Annotated in this window: 11 protein-coding genes; 1 reads left to right on the top strand and 10 read right to left on the bottom strand. The window is 30.2% G+C overall.

Annotated elements, in window-relative coordinates; genetic code table 4:
• Positions 1-7 precede the first annotated feature (7 nt).
• The 9 genes from SALLE_RS03810 to coaD form a co-directional block, all read right to left on the bottom strand.
• Positions 8-811: a MurR/RpiR family transcriptional regulator gene (locus tag SALLE_RS03810; protein ID WP_115558299.1), complete on the bottom strand. Its 804-nt coding sequence runs from the start codon at positions 809-811 to the stop codon at positions 8-10.
• 19 nt (positions 812-830) lie between these two features.
• Positions 831-3788 (bottom strand): 2-oxo acid dehydrogenase subunit E2, encoded by a 2958-nt coding sequence (locus SALLE_RS03815; protein ID WP_162807950.1) that lies wholly within the window; start codon positions 3786-3788, stop codon positions 831-833.
• Positions 3789-4182: 394 nt separating this feature from the next.
• On the bottom strand, positions 4183-4815 hold the full coding sequence (locus SALLE_RS05960) for a hypothetical protein (protein ID WP_162807907.1): 633 nt from the start codon (positions 4813-4815) through the stop codon (positions 4183-4185).
• Between the two features lie 62 nt (positions 4816-4877).
• Positions 4878-5243, bottom strand: a complete 366-nt coding sequence (locus SALLE_RS03820) for a hypothetical protein (protein WP_115558301.1) — start codon at positions 5241-5243, stop codon at positions 4878-4880.
• Between the two features lie 18 nt (positions 5244-5261).
• Positions 5262-6167 carry an ATP-binding cassette domain-containing protein gene (locus tag SALLE_RS03825; protein WP_115558302.1) on the bottom strand — a complete coding sequence of 302 codons (906 nt, stop codon included), beginning with the start codon at positions 6165-6167 and terminating at the stop codon, positions 5262-5264.
• 14 nt (positions 6168-6181) lie between these two features.
• Entirely contained in the window at positions 6182-8149 is a 1968-nt protein-coding gene (locus tag SALLE_RS03830) for an ABC transporter permease (protein WP_115558303.1), read from the bottom strand.
• A 157-nt stretch (positions 8150-8306) separates the two neighbouring features.
• Positions 8307-9503, bottom strand: coding sequence for an acetate kinase (locus SALLE_RS03835; protein ID WP_115558304.1), 1197 nt, complete (start codon positions 9501-9503; stop codon positions 8307-8309).
• Positions 9504-9516: 13 nt separating this feature from the next.
• Entirely contained in the window at positions 9517-10482 is a 966-nt protein-coding gene (gene pta / locus SALLE_RS03840; RefSeq protein ID WP_115558305.1) for a phosphate acetyltransferase, read from the bottom strand.
• Between the two features lie 12 nt (positions 10483-10494).
• On the bottom strand, positions 10495-10920 hold the full coding sequence (coaD, locus tag SALLE_RS03845; RefSeq protein ID WP_218936926.1) for a pantetheine-phosphate adenylyltransferase: 426 nt from the start codon (positions 10918-10920) through the stop codon (positions 10495-10497).
• 118 nt (positions 10921-11038) lie between these two features.
• On the opposite strand from coaD, the gene SALLE_RS03850 reads away from it, so the two are divergent.
• Positions 11039-11797, top strand: a complete 759-nt coding sequence (locus tag SALLE_RS03850; RefSeq protein ID WP_115558307.1) for a type III pantothenate kinase — start codon at positions 11039-11041, stop codon at positions 11795-11797.
• Positions 11798-11829: 32 nt separating this feature from the next.
• On the opposite strand, the gene SALLE_RS03855 is transcribed toward SALLE_RS03850, so the two are convergent.
• A complete protein-coding gene (locus tag SALLE_RS03855; protein ID WP_115558308.1) occupies positions 11830-13707 on the bottom strand; it encodes an ABC transporter permease in 1878 nt (625 codons plus the stop codon).
• Positions 13708-13733: the final 26 nt, after the last annotated feature.

Genomic DNA, 13733 nt, shown 5'->3' on the forward strand with positions numbered 1-13733 from the left:
TTAAAAATTATTCAAAAAATTTCATGAATCTTTTTTTGTCACTTGATACGATATTTGTGAAAATATTTTGAAAAATAAATAATAACGAAAATAGCGAACTACATTTATTGAACCAAAGTGGATGATCCTTATCCTTAATGTTAATAACACAATCAAAATTATCTCGATAATTGATTGAAGAATTAATTGAGATAAAAATAACCTTGCCACCCTGACTCTTAACCTTGTTTGCATTATCAAGTATAAATTCATTTGTTCCATAACAAACAAAGAAGAAGACGAACTTTTCATCGCTATGTCTCACAAAATATTCCAACTGTTGTTGGTTATCGATAAATACTGGGGGTATTCCAATTGAAGTCATTTTTTGACTAAACTCTTTGGCCATATTTTGGGTATCATCCATACTTACTAAAACAACAGTTTTAGTATCAAAAATTAATTGCGAAATCGCAGAATAATAATCAGTACTAATTAGATTATCATTTTGATCCAAAACATCCTTTATTTCTTTTAAAAGTTTTTTTGAGAAATTATCATCATTATTAAAAATAACTTTACGGTTTTGTTCTTTTTCTGATAAATAAATTTCACAAACTACCCTTAAACCACCAAAGCCATCTAGATCCAATTCTTTGCAAAATCTTGTAACCGAAGATGGAGAGGTTAGAGCTAGTTCAGCTAATTTATTCAATGAAAATGAAGAAATTTGATTCATGTTTTGCATAACAGTCAGAGCAATGTAATTTTTTTTGTCATTTTTGTTCTGCGATATTTCTTTTATTTTCGAAATAATATTATAAACATTCATTGTTATTCATCTCCTTAAATTAATTCATCATTAAAAGCTCAGGTTTTTCAAGAATTTCTTTTAATGAAGATAAAAATCTCCCTGATTCACTAGCATCAATTATTCTCTGATCAACAGTTAGACTTATGCTCATAATAGCTTTGATTGCAAGTTTTTCTTTTTCAACAACAATTGGTTTTTTGATAACTTTTCCGATTCCGATTACTGCTGCGTTCGGATAGAAAATTGTTGGAGTGGCGTGAATAGCTCCAACATTACCATAATTTGCTAATGTTATTGTGCTCCCTGTTGTTTCATAATTAAATAATTCACCTCGTCTTAGGCGATTGGTCATTTCCCTTATATCTATTGCCACTTGCTTTACTGTCAGTTTTTCAACAAATTTTAAAACAGGCACAACGATTCCTTCGCTTGTTTCAGTTGCCAGACCAATATTGTGATAATTTTTTACAATCTGTTGATTTGTTGTAGGATCATAAGTTGAATTAATTTTTGGATATTGTTCTAATGCCAGAGAAACTGCTTTAGCAATAAAGGCAATTGTTGAAAAAGCCAATCCTGTTGGATCTGTCTTTTTCAAAACGTGTTTCAGTTTTAATATTGCTGTCATATCTATTTCTGTTGATATTGATAATGGTGGTATATAGTTTTGACTCAATAGCATCGATTTAACTGCTGGGTACCTTGTAAGAGAAATATCCTCTCGATTCTCACTTAAATTTTTTGTATAATCTTGATTTAAGTAATCAAGATTTTGCTTTGGGTTTAAATTTATAAAATTAGCTTGTTGATTCTTAAACATTTCTTGTTCCATTTGAACGTCTTGTAAACTTTGGTTTTGATACATTTTTTGGTTAGTTAATGGGTTTATAAATTCCTTAAATTCTGGTTCTGGTTTCAAATTAAAATCAGAGTTATGACCATTGGTGTTTGATGATTTAACACTATCAAAGGTATTATAAAATTCTTTCATATTTTTTTGAATCGCGTCTCTAATTTGAGCGTCCATATCAAAATCTTGATTTTTTTTCGCTCCGCCAATAGATTGCATCATATTTTGCATCATGATATATTGCATCATTTTATTGAAAAATTCGTCATTATTTTTTTCTGGGATTTTAGTGTTGTTTTGGCGCATTGACTCAACAACATTTTCAAGTTTATCAACTGATTTTAACTGATTTTTAAGATTATCAATTTCGCCCTCTAAATACTTGCTTGTTTTTTTATTTAGATTTAATTGTTCTTCTAACTTAGCGTTTTCATTTTTTAGTTGCGACAGTTCAAAATTAGCTTTTTCTTGTTGAATTTTTTCTTCTTGTCTTTTAAGCTCTTCAGCTTTTAATAGAGATTTTTGCGCCTTGGCAATCGCTTCATCAATGACTCTTTGAGTTTCTTTTTCTTGATTTTCTTTATCTAAAGCAATTTTGTTTTCTTTTTCTTTTCTAAAGACTTCTGGATCTGTTTCTAAAAGTTTCTCTATATCTTCTAAATCTTTATCGACATGTTTTGATAAATTTTCATTTTCCATCCATTGTTCAAAATCATGTTGACCTTCTTTGGTGTCTGTGTAATTTCTCAAGATTTTTTTGCCTGTTTTAGAATCGAAAGACTCCACTTTTTTTAAAAATCTTTCTGGAACATCATCAATTAAAATCGGTAGAGAGTTTATTAATTCTAAATTATCTGCATCAAATTCATCATGATTATTGTTGAATACTGGGTTTTTATCATCCATAATTGCTTTCATTCGATTTTTGATATCATCTTTTTGAGTTCTTGAAGAAATTATCGACTCACGACGTTGATCGTCGTAAAGACTAGCCATTTTCTTGTAATTATAAGAACCATCATCTCCTGATTTTTTTTTCTCTTCTAAAAGTTGTGATGGGCTTTTCTTTGGTAATTGGACTTGACCGTGTGTATCTAAATCGTGTGAGTCAATTAAGAAATCTTCGTCTTCTAAATCGTTATGAGATTGAGGTTTTTTTGATGTTCACATACTTTCTCCTTCTAAATCTTCTACTACCTTTGCTTTTGGCTCTGGATTGTTTCGAATTACTTTAGGCGCAACAAAATTAGGCTCTTCCAAAGCGTGTGGGTCTCCACCTGATTCATTTAAACGTTTCATTCTATCATTTATAATGTTTCTCATTATCATTGGACGACCATTTGAATCGAGACGATCCATAGCACTTTTTATTTTCTCCTCTTCAGGAATCTCTTTAAAGTCATTTTCCTTTAGTAACTTAGCTTTTCTAGCTTCAATGATTTTTCTAAACTTTGATGATCCTGTCGAATTATCAATTTGAAACATCTTAGAATCATTGAAAACTTCTTCGTTTTTTAATTTTACCAAGTTCGGATCATCATTTTGAGTTTTATTATTAGCAGCGGCTGGTGAGTTTTTAATTGAATCTGCAATATTTTTTCTCATTTGAGCAAACTTATCAAGTCCTTTAGCATCTTCTAATTTATTAAGTTTTTCCTCTGAATCTACTATATCATCTCTTGTTGAAGAAAATGGAGTAACTGCCATATAGTTTTTATCATACAAAACGGCTCCAGAAAAATCATCGCGATAATCTTCGGCATCTTGAAACTTTGAAGTCTCAGAAATCGGGATATTCATTGGTATTTCAATATCAAATTTTTCTTCAATTTCTGGTTCTTCAATCGATTCTTTAGTTGAACTATTTTTAAAATTATTCTTAGATGGTTGTTCAATAATCTCTTGATCTTCATCGACAGTAATATTTGCTATTATACTACCATTTTTAACTGTTGAACCTAACTTTATCGTTTTAACAATGACTCCGCTATAATTAGATTTTATTGTAAATTCCCCTTTGCTTGTTTCTACAAGGGCAAAGTCTTGACCAATTTTTATTTTATTTTCGCTAAAAAGTCATTCTTTTAAAACGCCTTTTGAAGGCAAATTACGCGCCCTTAAATGAACCATAGTGTGCCCCCTCATTAAATACCTCTTTATTATAACATATATTAGGCTCTCTGAGACACCTAAAATGCTTGTCACAACATTTTACTTAACAAAATTTAAAAAGAACCCATAAGGGTTCTTTTTAAATTTTGTTATGAAACAAATTACATTGTTGATTAACCACAGTTATCAAAAGTGGTTAAAATCGAGTTAAAAGTTTTGCATAAAGAAGAAACATTGCTTTTTTACCATTTAGATAATTAATGGAACTCGTAGTTGTAAGAATAGTTTTATCTATCATACAACTACACTTATTGTATGATAAATGTATAAAAAGTCAATATACTTTTGAAAAAAAATAATAAAATTTACAGTATAAAATATTAATTATAAATAGAAAAACTAAGTTCTTATAAACTTAGTTTTTCTATTATGCTGCCGCAGCTGCTGATGCTGGTGCAGATTTTTTGTCTTTTTTACCTGACTTCAAACTCTCTTCAATTAGTTTTTCAAATTCCGCAAACATTTCAGTTGGTGGTTCGGGATCTAGCATTGGTGCTGGTTCTGGAGCCATTACTGGAGCTGGAGCTGGTTGAACCACTACTGGTTCGGGAGCTGGAGCTGGTTGAACCACTACTGGTTCGGGAGCTGGAGCTGGAGCTGGTTCGGGTTTAACTACTGGAGCTGGAGCTGGTTTAACAAATACTGGAGCTGGTTCGGATTTAACTACTGGAGCTGGTTGAGCAACTGGAGCTGGTTGAATTTCCCCTGAACAACTTCTGTTATGACAGCAATTACAATTATTAGTTTTGCTATTAAACAAATCCTCAACACTCTTTGGTAAACTAGTATTCATAATTACTTTATCTAAATTGTAAAAGTAACCATTGTTATTTAGGTAACCATAAGTTGGACTCGAAATTGGACCAACAAAGTAATTTTCTGGATAAGTATAAACTCCCATGTTATAAGTATAAAATCAACGTCCATTAGCAAAGAAGAATTGACCATTTTGACTATAAGTATTTGAGTACATATTATAATTTAAATTTTGTCCGTACATAAGATGACCTCTTTCTTAATCTATATTAATTATACCATATTTTTTAGCTTTTTTCACACTAATTATCAAGTCTGGTTATTTTTTGTAAAAACCAAGTACTCTTCTTCTTGCTTGTTGGCATTTTCTAAATCTCCTTGATAAGAGATATTCATTTTAACCACTCTGCTTTGAGTTGGATTAATCATTGGAGCATTTCTTTTTAAAGTTTGATCTTTATTCGTAATCAATGAGCTTTTAAAGAATTTAATTCATTTCGGAATTAAAGCGAAGACCTCTTCAACTTTACCCACTAGTTGGGCTGAATCTCAAGTTACAACATCAATTCCGTTTGTGGCATAAAGCGCATCGTTTGCAAGAAAAACAAAGTATCCCTTTTCTTGGATAACTTGTGTAATACTTTCAAACTGTATTATTCTATTTTGTTCCATATTTAAACCGCCTTAAAATTAGAAGTTTTCAATAATCTCTTCCATATTAATTGCAATTTTTTCAAAAACATCTAATGGTAAATTATTTCTAACTAAATACAAGAATAAGTAGTTAACCTCAAATTGTTTATTGAAGATAACTATTAAACCGTTTGGAGTAGTTTCGTCTTCAACACAAGAAATATTTTTTGATCTCAGGAATTCAGCTACTTTTAAAGCATCTCCATCAACTACTACTCGATATTTCAAGTCTAAATCGATTGACTTAATTTCTCCTGAATAAAGCAATTTCCCCTCTTCAACAACTGTTAAGGCATCAAATAGTCCATAAAATTCATCGATGTTGTGGGTTGTCAGGATAATTGTTTTTCCTTCTTCTTTAAGACGTTCAAAAATAGCGTAGATTTTTTTTCTTCAAATTGAGTCCAAGTTGGCACCTGGCTCATCAAGAACGATAACGTCAGGATTTTTTAGTAAGGCGATAATTAAACTAACCCTATTTTTCATCCCATAAGAAAAGGCTTTAATTGACTTAGTTCTATGTTCTCAAAGTTCAAATAATTTTACTAAATATCTAATGCGATCCATTCGATATTTTTTTGAAGTAATTCCTGAAATTTTAGCAACTGTGATTAAGTATTTTCATAGCGAATCATCTACTAAAGAAAAGTCTGTTGGTTGGTAGTAACCTAAATTAGCATTTTGTCTTCAACTACTTCTTCTTGATTTTCCTTCAAAAGTAACTTGACCACTATACTTATAAATAGATCCAATAATTGTATTCAAGATAACACTTTTACCAGATCCTGAAGAACCAAGAACAGCATGAAAGTCTCCTCTTTTAATATTGAAATTAATGGGACCAATTTTGAATTTTTTAAAAGTTTTTACAAAACCATTAAATGAAATTATATTGTCGCTCATATTATCGCTCCTTTCTAGTTAATATCCATACGTTTAAATACTACCGATGAAATAATTAGCAGCATTAAACATAGAACTGAATCTGTTGCTACAAACATTCAGCTATTTGATTTATAATTTTTTCATTTATCAAATTTAACATTTAATGCATTTGTGTTTCCATCAACTTCTTTGGCAAAAATCCTTGGATCATCATATGACAGGAACAAGTTTTTTTGATCTTCAAAAGAAATGCTTGAGTTTGATTCAGGATTAAATCAGAAATCCCCGTAAGCAAAACCTCTATTTGATGTATAGAATTGTAAGAATTTTTCTAAAAAGTTAAAATTTGAAACTAATCTATTAAAGTCTGTTTTTTTATTGTAATTTTCTCATGAAGAGTCATTTACAATTGTTAAATTTGTGATATATGTGAAGTCTGAAGTTTGACTAATAAAGTAGTACTCCAAAATTCTGGCTGCTAAATAAGTTGGTTCATAAGCTTTTAGCATGAAGTTAGCCATTGCAGTAGTTGTGGTTGATTCTGTGGCACTTGGTCTTAAAGTTTGACTTGACTCAACATAAGATCTCACAATTCCGTTGAAGTGATCTTGGGTAACTGGTAGGTGTTCTCCATCAGTTCCAGCCTGTACTCAACTATCTGCTGCATTAAAGTCTAATAATGGTCCAAATTTACTTGAGTTTGCATAGAACATTCTGTATTCACCAAGTTCTAATTTTAGTCCTTGAGGAATTGGAGTGTCTTTTGCGTTAACTTGTGCAGTGAAAAATGCAATTAAATCATCGTAGTAATTTGCAAAATCCTTAACAACATCTAATTTTACTTTGTCTGCTTCAGAACCTGAATTTTCATATTTAGTAATCAAAGAATCGATTTCATTTCTTGAAATAAAGTTTTTGAAAACAAAGTGGAAACTTGCACGCGAACCTTTAGTTGGGTAAGTTTTATCTCAAACTGGATCGGAGGTTGGGGCATTTTGTAGTAAAACGTTGTTTAAATCAGCGCTACTTTCTGTTGTTTTTAAAAGTCCCAAATCTCTTCAAAGTGCCTGTCTTTCGTTTAAAGCACAATTTTGTTTTCCAGGTTTATTAATGTCAACAACACAATCAGAACTTCCTCTTTCTCATGATCCTTGAATGTATTCTCCAGAAACAAAATAGTCATTAATTCATTTTGACAAATGAGGATATTTGATTTGACCAGCTTCTACATAAGTTTGGAAGTTCAGACGGTTTTCAACCTCTTTGGCTTTTCAAACAGTATCTGGTTGATATTGTCATTTACCGGTTGTATCAGTAAATCTAATTGAAATTCCATCAAGTGACTGACGATAGAATTGGTAAGGTAGAGAACAAATGAATGTTGCTGCTAAAATAAATGTAAATAAAATCAAAGTGAAAGCTTGTGAAAATATTAGGTTAATAAATGTACAAAACGACACCAAACAAAATGCAGCAATCAATGAATAAATTAATAATGTAACTCAAAATCTTAGGAAAACTACATTTAATTTAAAGTGGAATGCCATAAAAATTATTAACATTGTTGCAAGATTGATAAGGATAATAATAATTATTAAATATAAACTTGATAAAAACATTGCGAAGAATAATTTTGTTCGCGAGATTGATTGTGCTTGGTAAATAACAATACTTTTATCTTCAAATTGAGTTTTCCATAGTGTTTGAGTGATTTTCATAATTGATACGAAAATAATAAAACTCATAAATACTACGAAAAAGTAATCGAAGTAACTTAAAATTTGTGCATTATTTTTTGCTGTCAAAAAAAGAATTGAAAATGCAACTGAAATTGCAACAGAAACTATCAATAATACAAAAGTTGACTTTTGTTTAAACAGTTTTGCAAAAATAATATTTGTAAAAGCTCAACCACTAATCTTTATCTTTGGTTTAGTGAGGTTTGTTTCAGCCTCGACTTTAGTTGGTCTTTCCTTTTCTAATTGTGTTTGGACTGCCATTATACTTCCTCTTTCCATTAAAAATAATAAAAAGTGAATCATAGACTCAACTTTTAATCTTTAATTATTATACACAAATTTGACGAAAAAACAATAAGCTATCGCTTATTCTTATAATTAAATTAATAATATCACGAATAATTATAAAAAAAACTATTTATTTATTTTTTTTTAGTTTTTTAATATCATTTAAAATCATTTGTTCTTCATTTGTTCGAAAGGCATAAATTTTAATTTCGCTTTTTGTACTACTTATTTCTTTAAAGTCATCATACTTTTCTAGATTTTTTTTATTGTCAATTTCTAGATTAACTATGTTAATCTTATCAATAATTGCTTGTCTAACAATATTTGAGTTTTCTCCAATTCCGGCAGTAAAAACAATTCCATCAATTTTTTCTCTATCTAAATTATTTAAATACTGAACAATTGTTTGTGCAACTCTTTGGGTATACATTTCAAAAGCTTTTTGGGCTTTAGAATTATTTTGAGATGCTGCAGCTGTAATATCACGCATGTCACTTGAAACTTCACTAACCCCCAATAGTCCTGATTCTTTATTTAGGATTTGAGTAATTTTGAAGACGTCACTGTTAGTTTCTTTAACCATGTATTCAATTACAGATGAATCAATATCTCCGCTTCTAGTTCCCATCATTAAGCCAGCCAGAGGAGTGAAACCCATTGTTGTATCAAATGATACTCCATTTTTAACACAGCAAACACTTGACCCATTCCCCAAATGACAAATTACTAAGTTTAATTTTTTAACATCTTTTTTAAAAACTTTCCCAAAGTGTTCACAAATATATTTATAACTGATTCCATGAAAGCCATATTTTCTCACTTCATACTTGTCATATCAAGAATTGGGTACCGGATATAAATACTGCTCTGGAGCTAAACTTTGATGAAATGAAGTATCAAAAGCAGCCACTTGTAAAACGTTAGGAATAATTTTTTCAAAAGCTTCAATTGCAACTAAAGCTCCTGGATTGTGAAGTGGTGCTAGTTTGATACATTTTTTAATAATTTCTTTTGTTTCAGGTGTAATAACAACGCTTTCTTTTATTTGCTCGCCTCCATGAACTACCCTAGAACCAACAGTTTCAATTTGGTTATAGTTTTCAATTATTTTCAAACTTAGTAGTTTTTTTAAAATCATCTCAACCGCAATATTATGATCGTTCATTTTATCTTCGAATTTATGTTCCTCGTTTTGATAGTTAATTACAAGGCGACCATCAATTCCGATTCTTTCAGCAATTCCCTCAGTTATTATTTTTTCGTCTTTATCGGTACTAAAAAGCTTAAATTTTATTGAACTGCTTCCCGAGTTTATTATCATATACATATTTATTTTCTCCTTATTTTTTTAATGCTTGGTATAAAGTTATTATTGATGTGTTATAAATATCTAACAAAGTGGCTCCTCGTGATAAATCATTAACCGGGGCGTTTAAACCTAAAATAAAAGGTCCAGCAGCTTCATAACCACCCATTCTTTGAGCAATTTTATAACCAATATTACCAGAATTTAAATCTGGAAAAACAAATATATCAGGTCTTTTTGTAATCGCAATGTTGGGAGCCTTTTTATTTCTAACTTCTGAATCAAAGGCTGTATCGAATTGAATTTCCCCAGCATAAACAAAGTTTTGCTTATTTTGATTTAAAATTTCTGATGCTTTAGCAACCTTTTCAACTGATTCTCCATGCCCTGAACCAAGAGTTGAATAACTAAGTAGTGCTAGTTGTGGCTTTTCAACCTCTAAACTGATAGCAAATTCGGCATTCATTTTGGCAATTTCAGCTAATTGTTGGGCATCAGGATTTAAATTTAAAGAACAATCAGCAAATAAGTAGCTTTCTTCCCCTTTTGTCATAATAATTGAAGAACAAGCAATTTTAAATTCTGGTTTGGTTTTAATAATTTGCAAGGCTGGCTTCAATGTGTCTGCTGTTGAGTATTTTAAACCACAAACCATACAATCAACCTCGTTGTTTTTTATTAACATTGTTGAAAAGTAATTTGGTTCCTTAACTAAAGGTCGAGCATCTTCAATAGTTAATTTATTTTTTCTTAGCTCAACTAATTGATTTGCCATTTTTTCTAAGTCATAACTTTCGATTATTATAACTTGGATTTCTGGATTAATTTTCGCAGGAACTTCACTTGCTTTTTTGTAGATCAAAACCGGTTGAGCCATTTTTTCTTCAACTAACTTTTGCGCAACTAGGACGATATTTTCTTGATCACCTTCTGGAAAAACAATTTTTAATTTTTTATTACCATTTTTTAATTTATCTTTAATTTCATTTATTTTTAACATAAAATTTCACCTCTATTTTTTTGTTTTATAAGCGTTGATTTCTCTAATAATTGATGAAGATAATTGCCGCACTGGTAAATCAGAAATAAAAAACACTGTTTCAATTTCTGGATAAACCGACTTATTACCATCAGCAAGCATAATTTCGTACTTCAAATCGTCAGAATTGCGTAATCCTCTAATTAAGAAATTTATATTATTTTCCCTTGCAAAATCAGCAGTTAATTTATCCTCATTTTTCATGACCTTAATATTTTTAAAATTAATTAGTTGTTTTTCAATCATTTTCACTCTATCATCCAAACTAGTTTGACAATCTTTGTTAATATTTTTGCTAACAACAACTCAAACTTCGTTAAAAACTTTTAAAGCTTTATTGATAATTTCGATATGACCTTCATGAATCGGATCAAAACTGCCTGAATAAATTCCTATCATTATTTAAACCTTTTTATATCTTTCTACTATTATTAAAGCACTTTTTTATAATATGTTTGAGGTTTATTAAAAATAATTAAATAAATTTATTTGATATAATACTTGTGAGGAACCTGATATGAAAAATGTTTTATTAATCGATGTGGGCAATACAACTGTTGACTTTAGATATACATCAACTATTAGCTCACAAATTATTAAATTAGAAAGAATTTGAACAAAGGATGAAGAGAAACAAAATTTAGATTTTATTATTAGTATTTTTGATAAAATTGAAAACTTAAGTAAAGTCGTCTTTTCATCAGTGGTGCCAATTTGGACAAATTTAATAAATCAAGGAGCTGAAAAAAAACGAATCCCTGTTTTCGCAATTAAGGAACACTTTGAACATGATTTAAATATTTTTCAAGAAGTTAATATTAATAAATTAGGTTCAGATTTTATCGCCAACTATTATGGGGTCGTTGATGGTCTAAAATTACAAGATTGTATTGTTGTTAGTATGGGTACAGCAACCACTTTATTTGTTATTGAAAATATGAAATTCAAAGGCGCTATTATCGCTCCAGGAATTAAGATTGCCTTAAATAGTTTAATTCAGAATGCCGCTATGCTGAGTCAATATGAGTTTAATTACACGGAAATGACTTTAGGAACTAACACTAAAACCGCAATTGAAATTGGAGCAATTAATGGTCACTTTAAAATGATAAAGGCTTTGATTGAAGATTTGCAAAAAACTAAAAAGCATCAAGTTGTTATTACCGGGGGGAATGCTGAAATTATAACCCACCAATTTGAGCAAGAAGATTATTTAATTAAAGAAGAGCTAATTTTTATTGGCTTACAATCAAAAGCCTTCAACAAAAAATCCTAAGACTTTTTAAAGTCTTAGGATTTTTTAGTTTACTATTCATCATCGCTTGGAGAAGCTTGTGAAGGATTTTTAATTTCAGAATTATTTAAAGATTGTTGATCTCTTCAGTTTTCATAACTTTTAAAGAATTTTTCTTCAGGATATTTTGCCGCCACATTTTTGCAAATTAATTGACGGTCTTGAAGTTCTAACTCTTTTCAGTTAGCTTTGTTTTTGTTAGTAATAAAATCAGTTAAATTCATTTCGGTTAATATATCAACTAATTTTTTATTACTCGAAGTTGAGAACATCATTTCACGGTGACGTTGACGAGCTGAATAGATTCCTAAAAGGGCAAATATGACTCCAAAAATCAATAAATAGCCAAAGTTAGCTAAAATAATTAAGTTATCAGCCAGGTTTTGACCCCCTGCTGCTAGTCCATAAATTATTGCTCCTTGTCCGTGAATTGAGTAAGTATAGGGAGCAATATAACTTAGGACTTCGAAGAATTTTGCTTGCATAAATGTGGGAAAAGTTCCTCAACCAGATGATAGGTTGATTACTAAAAATACCACACATAAGAATTTACCCACAGTTTGATCTCTGAAACTAAATCATAGAGCATTAATAATAATTGTAAATATAAAGGTTGTAAATATCATTCATAAGAATAATAATCAGAACTCTGCTCCAATTACATGGAATCCTAATCCAAAGACCGCTAGCATTAGGATGGTGATTTGAATTAGAGCTGTTGCTAACATTAAGGTTAGTTTACCAAAATAAAACGATAATGTTGAAGCAGACTGAACTCTTTTTTTACGATCATAAATGAATGTTTGCATTAGCACTCCCACTCATGCTCCAATACACAAGAAGAATTGCCCTAATCCAAGACCATAAAGGTTGTAATCAATTCCATCAATTCCACTAGTTATACCTTTTGAGAAATCTGGTAAAATGTTGTTTGCTGAATTAATTATCCCAATTCCAAGTTTGGCAATTGTTTCAATTAATTGAATTGCTTGGTCATCCATGGCTGGTGCTAATTCTAGCATTTTTTGTAAGGTTGCTATTGCCACTTGGGGACCCGATTCTATTAAAGCCCCAGCTTTAAAATGGTCAAATAAATAAATAAATTGACCAAAGATAAAGTTATTGCGATAAGTTGATCATAAATTAATTGGTGATTTAGCAAAGTCTGCTAAAATATCTTTTAAACTTTCACTATCTTCTGGATTTGAGATATTTAGTTTTTGACTAAAGTGGTCAAAAACATTAACCACATTAAGAGAAAAGTCTTGTGGCAGTTGTACTTGAACTCAATATTTTTTTGAGTCCAAAACTTTTCAACTTCCATCAGAATTTTGCGTAGCTATTTTTCTAGCTTCTGCACCATTTTTATATTCCACATTAGATAGGGAAATATTTTCACTAGCTTCAAAAGTATACTTTTGTTTTTTAGCATTAAAACTAATTCCTGGAACACTATTTGTTTTTCAAGTTTCCATTACCAAATCAATTAGAGAAACATAATAAGAATTAAAATCTTCTCCTGGTTTAATTTCTGTGCCGTTTGTTGTAATAATACTTTCAAATTTTTCCGCACTATTACTAAAGTCAAATTTTTCTTGACCGATTTGGTGGGTTTGCCCGTTTTTATCAACGTAGGCTTTAGCAACTCCAATTCCTTGAATCGGTGTGGCTCCATTAGTTTTTCCCGAAACTAAATTTACTTGATTATCATTACTGATAATTCCCATTGGTGCTAAACCAATGTTTGAAATAGGGTCTCAAAAAGCTCAAATACAGATAAAAGCATATAAAAAAGGTACAAAACAAATTGCAACAAATTTTATTACTCTCTTTTTACTGCTAAAGACGCGTTCTCGAAACTCTGATTGAACTACTTTCCAATAGTTTTTCATTGTTGCATCTTCTTTCTTTTATGAAA

This window comes from Spiroplasma alleghenense (assembly GCF_003363775.1).
GTDB lineage: Bacteria > Bacillota_I > Bacilli_A > Mycoplasmatales > Mycoplasmataceae > Spiroplasma_B > Spiroplasma_B alleghenense.